The sequence below is a fragment of the Klebsiella sp. V115_8 genome (assembly GCF_029967715.1).
Taxonomy (GTDB): Bacteria; Pseudomonadota; Gammaproteobacteria; order Enterobacterales; family Enterobacteriaceae; genus Klebsiella; species Klebsiella quasipneumoniae.
Genome location: NZ_JASCAR010000027.1, coordinates 1 through 15,323 on the forward strand (window position 1 = coordinate 1; position 15,323 = coordinate 15,323).

At 60.6% G+C, this 15,323-nt stretch carries 16 protein-coding genes; 3 read left to right on the top strand and 13 right to left on the bottom strand.

Going from position 1 to position 15,323, the window contains the following annotated elements; translation table 11 throughout:
- Positions 1 to 334: 334 nt before the first annotated feature.
- From QLG03_RS11005 to QLG03_RS11020, 4 genes are read right to left on the bottom strand one after another with little or no spacing between them, the layout of a single operon-like run.
- On the bottom strand, positions 335 to 1,783 hold the full coding sequence (locus tag QLG03_RS11005; RefSeq protein ID WP_044524654.1) for an MdtP family multidrug efflux transporter outer membrane subunit: 1,449 nt from the start codon (positions 1,781 to 1,783) through the stop codon (positions 335 to 337).
- Positions 1,780 to 3,717: a multidrug efflux transporter permease subunit MdtO gene (mdtO, locus tag QLG03_RS11010; protein WP_282473639.1), complete on the bottom strand. Its 1,938-nt coding sequence runs from the start codon at positions 3,715 to 3,717 to the stop codon at positions 1,780 to 1,782. The genes QLG03_RS11005 and mdtO overlap by 4 nt, the downstream gene beginning before the upstream one ends.
- A gap of 12 nt (positions 3,718 to 3,729) precedes the next feature.
- Positions 3,730 to 4,755: a multidrug transporter subunit MdtN gene (mdtN, locus tag QLG03_RS11015; protein ID WP_023290946.1), complete on the bottom strand. Its 1,026-nt coding sequence runs from the start codon at positions 4,753 to 4,755 to the stop codon at positions 3,730 to 3,732.
- Between the two features lie 6 nt (positions 4,756 to 4,761).
- Positions 4,762 to 5,034 (bottom strand): YtcA family lipoprotein, encoded by a 273-nt coding sequence (locus tag QLG03_RS11020; RefSeq protein ID WP_032454006.1) that lies wholly within the window; start codon positions 5,032 to 5,034, stop codon positions 4,762 to 4,764.
- 224 nt (positions 5,035 to 5,258) lie between these two features.
- On the opposite strand from QLG03_RS11020, the gene yjdI reads away from it, so the two are divergent.
- Together yjdI and QLG03_RS11030 are read left to right on the top strand one after the other, a co-directional pair.
- Positions 5,259 to 5,489 (top strand): 4Fe-4S mono-cluster protein YjdI, encoded by a 231-nt coding sequence (yjdI, locus tag QLG03_RS11025; protein ID WP_004205354.1) that lies wholly within the window; start codon positions 5,259 to 5,261, stop codon positions 5,487 to 5,489.
- An 11-nt stretch (positions 5,490 to 5,500) separates the two neighbouring features.
- Positions 5,501 to 5,773: a GNAT family N-acetyltransferase gene (locus tag QLG03_RS11030; RefSeq protein WP_002916201.1), complete on the top strand. Its 273-nt coding sequence runs from the start codon at positions 5,501 to 5,503 to the stop codon at positions 5,771 to 5,773.
- A gap of 267 nt (positions 5,774 to 6,040) precedes the next feature.
- Here QLG03_RS11030 and QLG03_RS11035 read toward each other — a convergent pair whose 3' ends face one another.
- The 9 genes from QLG03_RS11035 to fimB form a co-directional block, all read right to left on the bottom strand.
- Positions 6,041 to 6,946: a fimbrial protein gene (locus QLG03_RS11035; protein WP_032429212.1), complete on the bottom strand. Its 906-nt coding sequence runs from the start codon at positions 6,944 to 6,946 to the stop codon at positions 6,041 to 6,043.
- A gap of 17 nt (positions 6,947 to 6,963) precedes the next feature.
- A complete protein-coding gene (locus tag QLG03_RS11040; RefSeq protein WP_072199039.1) occupies positions 6,964 to 7,449 on the bottom strand; it encodes a fimbrial protein in 486 nt (161 codons plus the stop codon).
- Between the two features lie 27 nt (positions 7,450 to 7,476).
- On the bottom strand, positions 7,477 to 8,004 hold the full coding sequence (locus QLG03_RS11045) for a fimbrial protein (RefSeq protein ID WP_205425749.1): 528 nt from the start codon (positions 8,002 to 8,004) through the stop codon (positions 7,477 to 7,479).
- 10 nt (positions 8,005 to 8,014) lie between these two features.
- Positions 8,015 to 10,627: a fimbrial biogenesis usher protein gene (locus QLG03_RS11050; RefSeq protein WP_255988761.1), complete on the bottom strand. Its 2,613-nt coding sequence runs from the start codon at positions 10,625 to 10,627 to the stop codon at positions 8,015 to 8,017.
- A gap of 81 nt (positions 10,628 to 10,708) precedes the next feature.
- Positions 10,709 to 11,383 carry a fimbria/pilus periplasmic chaperone gene (locus tag QLG03_RS11055; protein WP_255988887.1) on the bottom strand — a complete coding sequence of 225 codons (675 nt, stop codon included), beginning with the start codon at positions 11,381 to 11,383 and terminating at the stop codon, positions 10,709 to 10,711.
- Between the two features lie 79 nt (positions 11,384 to 11,462).
- The gene (locus tag QLG03_RS11060) at positions 11,463 to 11,999 is read right to left on the bottom strand and encodes a fimbrial protein (protein ID WP_255988759.1); all 537 of its coding nucleotides are present in this window, start codon (positions 11,997 to 11,999) and stop codon (positions 11,463 to 11,465) included.
- A 71-nt stretch (positions 12,000 to 12,070) separates the two neighbouring features.
- Positions 12,071 to 12,619 carry a type 1 fimbrial major subunit FimA gene (fimA, locus tag QLG03_RS11065; protein ID WP_004205364.1) on the bottom strand — a complete coding sequence of 183 codons (549 nt, stop codon included), beginning with the start codon at positions 12,617 to 12,619 and terminating at the stop codon, positions 12,071 to 12,073.
- A 479-nt stretch (positions 12,620 to 13,098) separates the two neighbouring features.
- A complete protein-coding gene (gene fimE / locus QLG03_RS11070) occupies positions 13,099 to 13,707 on the bottom strand; it encodes a type 1 fimbria switch DNA invertase FimE (protein ID WP_032454002.1) in 609 nt (202 codons plus the stop codon).
- Between the two features lie 452 nt (positions 13,708 to 14,159).
- On the bottom strand, positions 14,160 to 14,765 hold the full coding sequence (gene fimB, locus QLG03_RS11075; protein ID WP_023290937.1) for a type 1 fimbria switch DNA invertase FimB: 606 nt from the start codon (positions 14,763 to 14,765) through the stop codon (positions 14,160 to 14,162).
- A gap of 168 nt (positions 14,766 to 14,933) precedes the next feature.
- On the opposite strand from fimB, the gene QLG03_RS11080 reads away from it, so the two are divergent.
- Positions 14,934 to 15,194, top strand: a complete 261-nt coding sequence (locus QLG03_RS11080) for a hypothetical protein (protein WP_032428979.1) — start codon at positions 14,934 to 14,936, stop codon at positions 15,192 to 15,194.
- Positions 15,195 to 15,323 lie beyond the last annotated feature (129 nt).

Below are 15,323 nucleotides of genomic sequence, written 5' to 3' on the forward strand. Positions count from 1 at the left end.
GGGTGGCGGCTTTCGCCTTACCCGGCCTACGAAAGACGGCCATATCAAACCGCTATGCGGTTGGCCGTAGGCCCGCGTAAGCGCAGCGCCGCCGGGCAATCCCTGAAGACGGTTTAATGCCTTCCCCACCGGGAAAGGCATTCTGGCTGATGACAAACCTGTTTCATTATTCTGCCCGCATTTCTGCCGGGTGGCGGCTTTCGCCTTACCCGGCCTACGAAAGACGGCAATATCAAACCGCTATGCGGTTGGCCGTAGGCCCGCGCAAGCGCAGCGCCGCCGGGCAATTCCTGAAGACGGTTTAATGCCTTCCCCACCGGGGAAGGCATTTTTGTTACTGGCCGCGGTAGCCGCCGCCCAGGGCTTTGATCAGGGTAATGTCGGTGCTCAACCGCTGGGCCTCAATATCCAGCAGCAACAGCTGCTGGGCAAGGACCGCCCGCCGGGCCTCTTCGGCGGCGTAGCGGCTGAGCAGGCCGCGCTGATAATGGGCGCGAGCGCTGTCGGTGGTGGTCTGCGCCGCGGTGACCTTCAGCTGCTGCAGCGCGCGCTGCTGATTCAGGTCGTTAAGCTGGCTGGAGCTGATGGCGACATCGCGAACCGCGTCCAGCACCGCCTGGTTGTACTGTTTGATCAGAATATTGCTGGCGGTGCGCACCGACTGCAGATTGGCGTTCAGACGACCGCCGTCGAAGATCGGCAGATAGAGCCCAGGCAGCAGGTTGATCTGCTGGAAAGAGGACTTAAACAGATCCCCGACGCTCAGGGCGTTATAGCCCCAGAACGCTTTGATATCAAAATGGGGATAAAACGCCGCTTTCGCCGCATCGACCTGGCTCAGGGAGGCGGTCACATACCCGCGCAGCGCCTGCAGGTCCGGGCGGCGGGCCAGCAGCTCGAAAGAGAGCGACGGCGGCAGCGTCTCCTGGAGCGCAGGCAGCGCCACCGGATGGATCGCCGGCATGCTTTGCGCATCGGCGCCGATCAGCGCCCGCAGGGTTTCACGATACTGGGTCAGCGTCCCCTCGGCGCTGATGATCTGCTGGCGGGCGGCGAGCTGTTCGGCCTGGGCGTTGGCCACATCCACACTGTCTTCCACGCCGCGTTGGGTCCGGTGCTCGTGGGCCGCCACCGAGAACTGGGCAATGCCTTCCAGGTCCTGCAGCAGCGCGATTTTCTGGAACGTCGCCTGCATGGCGAAATAGAGCTGCGCCACGCTGCTGGCGATGTCGAGCTCAATGCCGGCGGTCTCCGCCAGCCGGGCGTTTTTCTCGCCAATGGCGGCGGCAACCCGGGCGCGATCGGCTCCCCAGAGATCGATATTCAGCTGCGCCCCGACGCCAACGGTGTTCAGCGTATACCAGGGACCGTTCTTATCCACCGGCAGGGAGTAGGAGTAGGGCCAGCTAAAGGATTTGTCGGTGATCCGCAGGCGGTTTTGCGCCGCGACGGCGGTGGCCTGCAGGCCCATCGCCGACTGGGCGAGTTCCACCGTGGACTGCGACTGAGAGATGCGCAGCCGGGCGGCCTGCATGGTCGGCGAGTTCTGCAGCGCCCGGTTGATCAGCATATTGAGCTGAGGATCCTCATAGGCCTCCCACCAGCGGGCTGCCGGCCAGTCGCTATTCGCCAGGTGGATCACCTGCGCCAGCTGGGCCTGCTGCGGATTGACGATGGCGACCTGGGCTGGCTCGTCCTGGATCAGCGCGCAGCCGCTGAGCAGCGTCAGCGTCAGGGTAAGGAGAGTGCCGCGCAGCCGCGCGGAGAAAGGAAGGATCATCATGACGTTTTAGCCTGTTGCTCAGTCGCTATCGGTGTCGGGCCCCAGTCGGGCAGGGCGGCCAGCGCGGCGGCCAGCGCCGGGCCAAAGGGGTTAGTCAGGTCGGCGGCCAGCTGCTCGGCAGGCGCTGTCGCCTCCTGTTCGATACGTTCGGCGTAGCGCCGCAGCTGTTCGGCGCAGCGGGTCAGGGTCGGGTCTCCCGGCGCGGCGTTGAGCCGGTACCCTTCGCTGAGGCGGGCGATCTCCTCGGCCCGGGCGAGGGTGGCGCGCATCGGCCAGTCTTTCGCCTGGGGCCAGGGGTGGGCATACGTACCCAGCGGTTCGGCGCGAACCCGATGGATCAGCGCTTCGCTGTCGGTGAAGGCGACAAACAGAGGGGCCAGCGGCACCGCATCGTGCGGGGCGGCGAGGCAGTCCGCCAGCCGGCGATAGAGTCCGGCGAGGCGCGATTTCAGCTGCGGCGCTTCGCTGTCCGGCCAGAGATACAAATGGACAATGGAGGAGACCAGCACCCCGAGCAGAATGCCCAGCACCCGGTCCCGCAGCTCGGTGAGGTTTGTCAGCGGACCAAACCAGCTGAGGAAGGCCAGCGCAAAAGTGAAACCAATCTGGATCCCGGCGTAGGCGATACGCTCCGAGCCGGCGGCAATCCAGGCCGCCAGCGCCAGCACCGGCAGGGACATCGCCAGCAGCCCCGACAGCGAGTCGGTCCAGGGCTGGACAAAGACGATTAACAGCAGCGCCAGCAGAGTGGCGAGCAGCGCGCCGCCGATGCGCAGCCACGTCTTCTGCATCGTGGCGCCCAGCCCGGGCTGGGCGACGATCACGCAGCTCAGCATAATGGTGTGCAGCCCCTGCCAGTCGGCAGCGGTATAGAAGACATAGCAGATTAGCGTCGCCAGCAGGGTCTTGAGCGCAAAATGGAGATACGCCGGGTTGCGCCAGGCGTCCGGCGCCAGCAGAGGCGGTTTTTCCACCTCGCCCTGCGGCAGGGCCACCGGCTCACCCTGGGCCAGCTGCTGCAGAAGGGCAGCCATCTCCTGCAGAACGGCGCGATTGGCGCCGCGGTCGCTGAGCGCCAGGGGGGGAATGGCGCCGTCAAACGGCCCCTCGCTAAGGGCGCTCTTCAGCTGCAGTACCGCCTGCGACAGCAGCAGGCGATCTCCGCTATCGGCCTCGTCCGCTTGCAGCAGCGCCGCCAGCTGGTAGCAGCGCAGGGTGGCGGCCAGCCGCGAGCGCCAGGCCTGCGGATCGGCGGCGATCTCCGGCGTCGCCCGGCAGGCCTGGGCGAACAGCGACTGCAGCTGGTTGAACTGCGCGGCGGTCTCGCCGAAGGTCGGTGGCGTTTCTCCGCCCGGGGTCGCCCGCCGGCGGGCGACCGACTGCAGCATCTCCGCCAGACGCGCCTTAAACTGGTTGCCGGGAAAGGCCTGCTGAAAACAGGCGTTGACCAGCAGGGTGACAAGGATCGCGGTGTTAATCGCCACCCACAGCCAGAGCAGCAGCCGCACCAGGATCTCGCTCTGGCTGGTCATCGACGGGAAGGTTTGGGCGTAAATCACCGCCAGCGCCACCACGAAAAAGGCCAGTCCCAGCTTGCCCAGCACCCGCATCAGATAGATGGCGCAGAAAAAGAGCGCCACGGAGGCCGCCAGGCGGATCAGCGGGTAGTCATAGGTCCACTTGATGATCAGCAGCACGCCGCCGAGCGCCACGCTGACGGTGACAAAAAAGACCACGCTGACTAACTTAATCATCAACACGTTAGGCTGGCTGACGTAGAACACGACGATCAGCGCGACGGCCAGGAAGGGGATCTGCAGGGTCATGAACAGGGTGATGAGCACCGCACAGCTCAGCGTCAGGCGCAGCGTGTAGCTGGCGCGTCCCGGCGCGTCGCGCAGTTCCTGGCGTAAAAAATGGGCGAGAGGAAACATCGCGTCGCCCGGCTACGGCTGCAGCACGGCGCTGGCCGAGGCGCCCATGCGGAACAGAGCCGGATCGGGATCGCTGACGGCGATTTTCACCGGGAAGCGCTGCGAGACGTGGACCCAGTTAATGCTTTTCTGGATCAGCGGCAGGCCTTCGATGACGCTCCCGCCTTCGGGCAGGACCCCGGAGCCGACCGAATCGACCACCCCGTTAAAGGTCCGGTTGTGGTTGGTCATCACGGTGATCCGCGCCGCCACGCCGGGGCGCACGTTGTTCAGATCGGTCTCGCGGAAGTTCGCGATCACATACCAGCGGTCGTCATCCAGCAGGGTGAAGACCGGCTTCAGCGCCGAGGCGTACTGGCCGACGGTGGTTTTCAGCGCCACTACCACGCCGTTGAACGGCGCGCGCACTTCGGTAAATTCCAGATGCAGTTCGGCGAGGGCGATTTGCGCCAGGATCCCGGCGCGTTGCGCCACCATGGCATCCACGCCGGTCACGGCCGCCGAGGCCTGTCTGGCCTGCAGCAGCGTGGCTTCCAGCTCCGCCCGCGCCGCTTTCTCGGCGGTGCGCGCCTGATCGAGATCTTCCTGCGAGGCAAACCCCTGCGGCACCAGCGGTTCAAGGCGGATGCGCGTGGAGGTGGTCTGCTTGACCAGCGCTCTGGCGCGCTCGACGGCGGCCGCTACCGACTGGGCGTTATACTCCTGCGCTTTGATGGTGCGCTGGGTCAGCATAATCTGCGCGTCGAGGGTCGTCAGCCGGGCTTTCGCGTCATCGAGCATCGCCTGATAGGGACGGGGGTCGATGCGGAACAGCAGATCGCCTTTTTTCACCCGCTGGTTATCGCGGATGGGCATCTCCACGATGCGTCCGCTGACCTCGGGCACCACATCGATGGTATCGGCATAGACATAGGCGTCATTGGTCTCCGGCGACGTTTGCAACTGCCAGATAACCAGGATCAGCGCCAGGATGGCGGCGAGGACCAGCGCCAGCAGAGGCCATTTTTTGCGTAACAGGGGAGTGCGGGAAGTAGTCATAAGCGATCAGTGAACAAAAAACAGAAACCACAGCAGCGTGGCGAACAGGAACATCAGCGCGACATAGCTGAAGACCAGGGGAGAAAAGCGCGGCTGCCAGCCGTTACGGGTAATCAGGATATGGCAGGGGATGAGTAAAAACGCGCCGCCCAACAAGCAGAAAAACCAGCCGGGGAACGCGGCGCCCAATACCGGGATCGCTGGTGAGAGTGAGCAGCCGGTGAGCGGCAAGACGAGCAGTAGCCGCGCCGGGCGGGCTATGGTGGCAATATGATTCAATGGAACATCCCTGAGTGCTCTTACCAGTGTGTCATGAGTGTAATCGCCTCGTTGCGGGAATGAAAGTCAACCGTTCGTTGACTGCGGGATCCGTGCGCGCCGGAAGAGCGGGAGGATGCGCCAAATCCCTCTCCTGACGCCCATTACCGACTTGCGCATAGTCAGCCGTCACGGGGAGGACTATGCTTAGCCTGAAAGTCATAAAACAAGACCGAGGCAATGTCATGGATAAGGAATTACTGGAAGCCGGCTACCGGGCCTACACCGGAGAGAAAATCGACGTCTACTTTAATACGGCGATCTGTCAGCATTCCGGGAACTGCGTGCGCGGCAGCGCGAAGCTGTTCAATCTCAAGCGTAAGCCGTGGATCATCCCGGATGAAGTGGATGTCGCGACGGTGGTGAAGGTGATCGATACCTGCCCGAGCGGCGCCCTGCAATATCGTCATAAATAAGCGAGGAGAAGATGGAAATACTGGAAGGGCACAACAAATTTTATGTTAACGACGCGCAGGGTAACCAGGTCGCGGAGATTGTTTTTGTTCCCACCGGCGAACACCTCAGCATTATCGAACATACCGATGTCGATCCCAGCCTGAAAGGCCAGGGCGTGGGGAAACAGCTGGTGGCGAAGGTGGTGGAAAAAATGCGCCAGGAGCAGCGGAAGATTATTCCACTCTGCCCGTTTGCCAAACATGAATTCGATAACACCCGCGAATACGACGATATTCGCGCCTGACGTACCGGCACCGGTGTAAACCGGTGCGCTTTTCACTCGCCAGCGCATCCGCGCCATTAGTCCCTCATCGCTTCCCCCCATGCCTGTTCAAACGCCGACCGTAAGTTTGCTGATGAACGAGGCGGCTGCCTGTGTGGAAAGCGAGGGGCCATATGCGGGTGATATTTCACCCGCTTTTTACCCCCGCCAGCCGCTTCGCCGCGTTCAGCATTCGCTGGTTCAACCCCCGGGCGGCCAGCGAGCTGGAAGAGAGGATGTCATCGGTCATCATTGATAGACAAAGGTAATGCCGATGATCGACTGCACATTACCGGCGGTGACCTGGCCTGTGGTCCTGGCGTAGGTCGCCGTCAGGCCGAGATTGACCGGCGAGGTTCCGACGGTGCCCAGCGAGACCGTGCTGTTCGCCGGCACGGCGCTGCCGTTGCGGGTAAGCTGGACGCCTATCCCCTGCGCCGGCGAGGCGGAGGCGGTGTTCGTGAAGATCGCGTGGGCGCTGTCCGCGGTGGCGCCGGAGAGGTAATACCCCAGCTGCTGGCTCTGCGCGCAGTGCACGGTGAGCGGCACGGCCATGGAGCCCGGGTAGTCGGGGAGAGTGACGGTGACATCGCGGGCAGAGACATCGCAGCCGCCGGTGGGGACCACCACGTCGTTATTGGCGTAGATGTTCCAGATGAACTGGAAGGAGTCGCTATTGTAGTTGTTGGTCTGATGCAGGATCAGCACCGCGATTAACGATCCTGCGGCGATCGCCACCCCGCCGGCGGTGCTGACCGGCGTCAGATACAGGACGGCGGGCCAGGGCTTATCGGTTCGTGAATCGTAAATCACCCGCGCCGTTTCCGTGGTGGTCGGGAAGGGGTAAGAGGTGCCGTTATATTTCACGGTGCCAGAGAAACTCGACAGCACGCCGCCATAGGCGGATCCGCGCTGCAGGGTCACGTAGTCAGTGATCGTTTCCGGATAGTCGTTATGGCAAAAAATCTGCGTGGAGAGGTCGACCACCAGGTTTTGCCCGACGTTGACCGCCGGGGTCAGGTTAACGTAGACGTTGGCTGAGCCGCCGCCGATGGGGATCGTCGCGCCGGTGGCCGTTTTGCAGGCGAAGGACCAGGCGTTTATCGACCAGCCCAGCAGCAGCAGGGTGGTGAACAGGGGGATAATTTTTTTCATCATGATGCTCTCCTGGCTCAGGCGTAGGTATAGGTGACGTTAATCACCGCCTGAATGGTGCCTTGCGTGGCGCCGCCGTTGACCGACAGGGCCCTGACCTGCAGCGGGAAGCGGGCGGACTGGCTGGCCTCATCCACCTGTACCGACTGGCTGCTGCCGTTGTTCAGCGTGGCGCCGTCCTCGCTCTGCAGTTCGAGCTGAATATTGCCTGCCGTCCCCTGGTTTTTGTAATAGCCGGTGCTGTCCGCGGTCCCGCTGAAGGTGGCCTTCACCCGTGAGGTACCGACGGGGCAGTTGCTGAGATCCAGCGCCACGCTGTGCCAGGCCGATGCCGAGCCCGCGCCGATCAGGCTGAAGGTGTAAAGATCGCCCAGCTCGACGGTGGCATTGACGGTGGAGACCGTGCAGGGTCTGGCCACCACCTTCCCGTTGACGGTGAGGGTGACATCGGCCGCCCGCAGGGAAGGGCTCGCGGTTAACAGGCCGGCCAGCAGCCAGCCCACGTGGGTCCATTTCATTTCAGCCTCCGCTTACTGAAATTCCAGGGTGAATGTCGCTGTCGCATTGACATGCCCGGCGGTGACGGGCACCTGAGTGGCCATCAGACGGGCGTAAAAGTTCAGGATGTTGGTCTGGCCCGGCGTCAGCGTGGTCCAGGACATGGCTGACGACGGCGCATTGACCGGCAGCCGGGACTGCTGCTGATCGAGAATTTCCACCCCCATTCCCGCCGCCGCCGAGGCGCCGGCATCGAGTTTTAACAGGCTGGTGTTGACGCTGTCCGCCACGCCGGTGAAGCCGACCTTCACCGCGGTGACGGAAGTGCCGCAGGGCGACAGCACGATGCGGAACGGCACCGGCGGGGTCGTCGCCCCGACGGCATAAAACTGCTTCGCGGCGTTGTCCTGCAAATCGACGGTGAAGTCCTTCGACTCGCCGGCCACTGCACAGGCGTTGTCGCGCACATAGCCGCTGATGGCGATCGTGCTGTCGGCAGCGAAGGCCAGCGGCGCGGCCAGCGTGAGCAGGGCGCCCAGCAGATACTGCGGTGTTCTCATCATCATCTCCTTAGCGACACGCGACGGACAGCTGGCTGAGCGCCTGCTGCCGGCTCTCCGGCGGCAGACGATAATCGGCCACGCACTGGGCGTCGGGGCCATCGCCCCATTTCACCCGCACCTTACCCGCCAGCGGCATCCCGCTGAGGTAGACCTGACCGTTATCCGCGACGATGCTGCCGCTCTGGTTGCTGTCGCTGGTGGCGAGGGCGCCAAACGGCACCGGTTTGCCGCGATGGGTCAGCGTCATCAGGATCTTCATCCCCACCTGGGCGTTAAAGCTGGCGCGGACGATCGCCCCATGGGTAGGCACCACGCTGACCACCGCATCATCAAGGTCGACATTGTCCGCCAGGGTATTGGTGTCCAGCGCGACCCGGTTTTCGCGATACTCGGTGGCATACGGCAGGACGGCATATCCGCGCCAGTCGGTGCGTACCCCGGTCTGGTTTTCCACCTTCACGCCGCCGGCGCCGGGGGCTTTCACCAGCACCACGGTATCGTTCAGCGGCTGGCTCAAGGTGATGCCGTTGGCGTGCGCCAGCACGCCGCCGCTGACCCCGTAGTAGAGCTGTTTAAAGCCATCGCTGCGGCTGTAGCCGACGTTGGCGTTGCCGTAGCCGCCGCGGTAGTTGAGCGCGGTATAGCCGGTGCTCCCGTTGTCGCCGTTGCCGCCGCCGGCATAGCCGGTTTGCACGCTATAGCTGAGGTTGTTGTCATCCAGCAGGGTGCCGTACAGGCCCGCCAGATTGGTCATGCGGCCATTGAGATCGTGCGACAGGCTGTAGCTGGCGCTGGCGTGCCGCCAGACCGAACGGCTATCGGAACGCAGCCAGTGGCTGAAGGGGATATTGACGTTAACCGCCAGCATCTGATCGCGTCCCTGCTGCCAGGCGTTTTTCGTCAGGCTGTAGCTTAGCGACCAGTTGATATCGTCTACGGCGGCGTTGAGGCCGGCCTGCAGTTGCTCATCGGCATCGTCGGTGCCCCAGTAAGTCTGGTGGCTGCCGCTCAGATAGAGGGTGGCGGTGCGCCCCAGCTGTTGGGTCACGCTCAGCTGCACCTTGCCGCGTTTGCTGTAAGCCAGATTGTAGTAGTCGGTAAATTTGGGTTTCACCTGGATAACCCCGTCCTGAGTTTCCACGCTGTAGCCGCTCATCCGGCGGTAGGTGGTATCGGCAAAGTTATAGTAGCCGCGGGTGGAGTAGCGGTAGCCCACCAGCTGCAGGTTGGTGCCGGTCTCATCCAGTGACTTGTTATAGAGAAAGCGCACCGACTGTCCCTGATGCTCGCTGTCGTCAGGCAGGGTGGCGTTGGCCTGGGTGATATCCAGCGACAAGGCGCCGAAATAGCCCATGTTTTTCCCTACCCCGAGGTTAAAGGCGCGATAGCGGTCCGCCAGCTGGGCGCCGCCGTACAGGGTCCAGCCGGCCGGCAGGCCATGCATGGCCGTGCTCTGGAAAAAGTCGGGTGTTTCCTGCTGGCTGTTGCCGCTGCGGTACTCCCCGGCGGAGAGGGCGAAGCGGGTATGGCCTTCGCGCTGCAGCACCGGCACCGTTGACCAGGGCACGCTGAAGACCTGGCGGGTGCCATCCGCTTCTTTAATGGTGACCTGCAGATCGCCGCCGTTGCCCGCGGCGTAGAGATCGTCGATGGTAAACGGCCCCGGCGGCACCGTGCTCTGGTAGATTTCGTAGCCGTTTTGTTTGACTGACACCTGCGCGGTGCCGCGGGCGATCCCGTGGATCACCGGCGCGAAGCCTTTCTGGCTGTCCGGCAGCATATTGTCATCGGAGGCCAGCTGCGCGCCGCGGAAGTTGATCCCGTCGAAGACATCGCCGTTGGTGTAGCTATCCCCGAGGGTAAGCCGCGACCGCAGGGGAATGATGTCCCGCTCAAGCCAGCTGTTGACGTGCTGCCAGCGGTTCTCATTGGATGAGGCGCTGCCGCCGCTGCTGTAACTCCAGGTGCTGTTATCGCGCAGGCGCCAGGCGCCGAGGTTCAGCCCGCTCTGCAGATTCAGATAGGCGTAACGGCTGTTCCCCCCGGTGGCGTTATGAACGTTATTGCCGGTGAAGTTATAGTTAATCAGCCCGGCGGTGATGCCGTTATCCCATAGCTCCGGCGGAATATAGCCGCGGGCGTGGCTGCCCATAAACGCCTGGGGTACGGTGAGATACAGGCGCTGCTGGCCGACATCGAAGCGGGTGGTGGCTTCGCTGATGAGCGTCGTTAGCGGCACGCAGGCCTTACTGTCCAGGGCCGCCATGCCCGTCACCCGTCCGGTATCCACCCCTATGCTCGCCAGCTGGCCGCGGGTCAGGCAGGGCGACAGGCCATGGCCCTGCGCGTCGGCCTGGAAAGTAACGTCCCGGGTAGTCATATAGCCGTTATTGAGGTAAATATCGACGCGATAGGTGCCCGGCGGGACCTCCTGGCCTTTTTCAAATCCCGACAGGTCTGCCACCGCCGCCGGATCGTCAGCTAAAAAGCGGGGGTTAAAATAGAGGTCCGCCTGCGCGGCAAACGGCTGCGAGCAGAGCCACAGCGTCAGCGCCGGCGTAATCAGGCGCCGGGCGCTTGGGCGACCCCCATGGTCCAGTCCATATTTTCGATGTGACATAATCCCTCCGGTCCGACGTTGCCCGGCAGTCAGTGCTTCTGGTCATGCGCAGCGTGGCCCGCGCGGCGGGGCACACCAGAGTTAACGCAGTACGCCATTCATTTTCGGCGTCAGCGCGCCGTAATCGTTAATGGTGCGATAGGTGATGGTGCTGCCGGCATCCGCGGGCAGCTTGACGCTGGTTTTGCCCATCGGCGGCACCAGGGCGTTTTCCAGAATGCGCGTTCCGGCGTTCAGTTCGGTCACCGTCAGGTAATAGGGGGTGGGATTAGTCAGCGTTAGCGACGATCCGTTGCGGCTAAAGGTCAGCTTGTCCGGCGCCTGATCCGGGGGCAGGGCCAGTTTTGCCGGTCGGTAGTAGAGCTTGATGCGGCTGATAATCGCCAACTGGAGGGTGTTGTCGCTGAGCTTCGATTTATCCATTGAAGGAATGGCCTTCACGTTCATCCAGAACAGGCTTTCCCGATCCTGCGGCAGCTGGTTATTGGTCGCGTCGATAATGCGCAGGGTGTTCTCTTTTTTGCCCTGCATGGCAAACAGGGGGGGAGTGATAACAAACCGGCCGTCTCGCTGCCCATCGGCATTTTCCACCCATGACTGAATAAGCCAGGTGCTGTTGTCGTCGTTATTGGTGACCGCCAGCTGGACCTGTTTCTGACCCGCCGGGTAGATGACCCGGGTCGCGCCCAGCGCGACGCCCGCGTGCGCGCTGGCGCTCAACGCGCCGGCGGAGAAAAGCGCACATCCCGTCAGTATGCCGCGTATCGTCGTTGCCGTTTTTCTCACATTATCTCCTTGTCTGCTCACGGTGTTGTCCTGCTGGTCTGCGGGTTGATTACTGATAGGTTAATGAGAACCAGGCCTGGGCGTTGGCCGCCCCGCCGGTGACCTGGCGTCCGGTCGCCCGATATTTGGCGACGAAATTTAGCGTCGTCGGTCCGCGGTAGAGCGGCACCCAGCGATCCGGTGGACGATTGAGGGGCAATTGCTGGCCCTGACTGTCGAACAGCGCAATGCCGATCCCGCTGGCGATCCCCGGGCCTTCGCCCACCGACAGCACATCGGGGTTTTTGCCGTCAGCCACGCCGTGAAATGCCACCCCGACATGCTGGCTGACCGCCGTACTGCAATCCTGTAAATGAATCGCGAAAGGGATCGGTTTGCTGTCTTCGCCCACGTCGTGAAATCGGTTACTGCTGATCTGTCCCAGATGGACCGTCATCTGCCGATCGCCGGCTTCAACGCGGCAGGAACTGGCCATGATCAGGCCCTGAAAGCGCATGCTCCCTCCCGGCAGCGTGACGTTCCACTGATTACCGGCCAGCGCCAGCGGAGGCAGCAGCAGTAGCAGACCCGATTTCATTCCCTGCATCGTTTCACCCCGGTTGCAAAATTAAGCGCGGGCCCTCCTGGCCCGGATGGCTTCCTTGCCTGATGGTTGCCTTACTCGTACTGCACTTTGAAGGTGGCGTCCGCGTTCGCGATACCGGCGGTCGCGGCGCCAGTGGCGTAGTAACGCGCCTGGAACGGAATGATGTTGGTGCCGTCATTCAGGGTGGTGGCTGCGCTGAAGGTGGCGCCGTCCAGCGCCAGCGGCGTGCCGGTGTTGTCGAGGATCTGTACGCCGACGTTGGTCGCGCTGCCGGCGGCAGAGTTTTGCAGCGCCAGAACGGTGGTATTGCTGCTGTCGATAGCCGTACCGGCGAAGGCGACGGACGCTTTGGTTGCTACCGTGGTGTCGCAATCATCCAGCTGAATGTTGAAACCGACGGACGAACTGGTGCTCCCCGCCGTGGCCAGCTTCGCGGAACGCACCTGGCCCAACTGAACGGTTTGATCGATAGAGCCGGCATCCACCGCACAGGCCGCGTTAACGACTTCCCCTTTAAAATGGACGGTCCCGCCGTTAACCGTGGTGGTATCGGCCAGGGCCGCCGCGGAGCTCAGAGACAGGGCTGACACAACAATCATTGCCAGTGTTTTGATTTTCATACTGTTTTCCTTTGAACGATGTCGAAATAACGAACCGGATTGGCAGCCGTTGTGCCTTCCAGGCATTTCAGATTTCAGCCGAGTGGTCCGGCTGCCGGCTCTGCACAGTTTTCGCCCAACCGATGAGACAATTGGGGCCATTTTGACTCGTTGAGATAAACGATCTGACTTCCGTTTAATTACGCTTGTTTTATGGTGTTAAGTTCTTAGAAATGTTGTTTATATGGATATTTCATCTGTGGTTGTTGGCGGAGTGCGAAAGGAAGAGCGATGCCGCTGGCGAAGGCGCGTCGATGCCCCGGGAGGTTAGGGTGAGAAAAGTGCGTAATTGATGTTTTAAAAATGATTTAAAATCAGATGATTATGATTTTTTTTGCAGAAATATGGCGTGGTGAGTTGCAAAATATGTCATAACATTTTTATGATATAAACAGTTTGGCCCCAATTGACCTGTTCACGGTTTATTTTTTTAATTAAATTCAATCGGTTGTATCAATTCCCGCTTCCGCATTGTTTTCTCCAATAAGATTATTTCTTTCCCATATTCCGGCAAAACGCGCCGCATTGCTGGCGGTGTAGCGCACCGTGTGTCGAATATTACGATGACCGAGATAATCCTGGATCAAACGGGTATCTGTCCCTCTTTCCGCCAGTTCGTAGCCGCAGGCGTGACGCAGCATATGGGGGTGGGTCTGCGTTACGGTACCTGCCTTTTCCCCGGCGGCGCGAATAATACGATATGCCTGCTGGCGTGAGAGCGGGGTACCGCGACGGGAGATAAACAGCGCGTCGGTTTTGGCCGCCGCTTTCCAGCCGGCGCGGACCTGACTCCAGCGCTCAATAGCCTCACGTTCATCAAAGCGCAGCGGGTGAATAGTCGAAAAACCGTTCTTCAACCGCCGCACATTGACCCGGCCTTCCCGTAGATCCAGATCGTGATAGTGCAGATCCAGCAGTTCGCTGATGCGCATCCCGTGGCGAAAGGCGAGCAGGATGAGGCAGTAGTCCCGCTCGCCGGTGGCGCCCTGACGCGCGGCCTGCATCATAGCCTGAACTTCTTTGGCGGTAAGAAAACGACGTCGGTTCACAATAGTTGCTCCTGAAAAAGATGTGAGGGGTCGTCATGGCGAAACCATACGCCATGACGGAAAAGATCCGGAATGCGAGAACGGTACAAGGTGAAGGCGATTAACCACGCATAGATAGCATATTATATTTACAGCCAGTCAAAATATCGCCTGGCGATAATTCTTAATTTTAGAGATTTTAAGCAAGGCCACAATAGATCTGCTCGGGTTTCATAGCATGTGCATAAAATAAAAGGTTTTTTTCAAACGATAGATTTTAAAAATAGCGGGATGGATTTTAGCCAACAATAAATAGTCACGGCAAAACCGGAATTTATGCAGGGTTAATTGAACGAGGTGACCGCAGGATTAAATAAGAACTTGCGGGAACAGTAATCATAATTAACCGAGGGTTAATTTATTGATATTTAATTTCCCCGCAACGCGGTACAACGCCATCCGTGGCGTCAGGCTTACTGAAGCAGCGACAGGCGCTGTTTGTCGCGCGTATTGTCCCAGATACCATAGAAGCGTCCCGCGTTGCTGGCGGTATACCAGACGGTATGGCGAATATTGCGGTGTCCGAGATAGTCCTGGATCAGGCGGGTATCGATACCCATATTGGCCAACGCAAAGCCACACGAGTGACGCAGCATGTGCGGGTGGATCTCCAGCGGCAATCCCGCCTGGTCGCCAGAAGAGGCGATAATCTGATAGAACTGCTGGCGGGAAAGGGGATTGCCTTTGCGGGAGAGAAACAGCCACTCGCTGGCGGCCTGCGGCCAGGTGTTGCGAATGGCCAGCCAGCGCTTTAGGGCGTGGATCTCTTTATTCAGTAAAGGGTGGGTGGTCGAGAACCCCTTTTTTAGCCGATGGATATAAACGCAGCGGGAAGCAAGGTCGATATCGGATATTCGCAGGCGACAGATCTCGCTGGCGCGCAGACCATGGATGAAGCACAGCAGCGTCAGGCAATAATTACGTGCGGCGTAGGGACCGCTATCGGCGGCTTTTAGTAGCGACTCGATTTCATTCTGAGTCAGGAAGTTCCTTTTTTTAATATCGGCGTTATTCGTCATGGTGTTCCCTTTTATGGCAGGCAAATATCACGCTTTCCAGGCCTGCGTCAGGTCATTGTTAAATGCGACTGCCTTTTTATTTTTAAACAGCGTGCTGATAACGTTTTTATTTGCTACGGGTGCACGCAGTATCATGGGCTATCGCCATCCCCTGCGATAAGACGCCGCATGCTGAAGGGTAAAGAAAGGGTTAGCTGGTTGAACTGGCGAATCTTTCCTGGAGGTTTCCACGTCCTGTACATCCCTGATCCTCTTGATGATGCCCACGTGATGATGAAGGCACTGGCTTCCGGCCACGGCAAGGCGGCCATCAATGCCGTCATGATTTATTTCCCGGCTGTCGGGGCGGCACGGCGTCAGCCAGCCGGCCGCCCGTATCTCAGCGACGGGAATGGCATGAGTAATTTCTCAGACAGAATACAACCTTGAACCGTCTGGATTGCATTCACTGCAAAACTACAACAGTGATTAAACCATACTGCAAAAAGCCTGGGGATAATAGCCATTGTCTCTGTGAGGGCACTTTACGTCTTATTTAAAGGGTTGAGCTTAATCTTA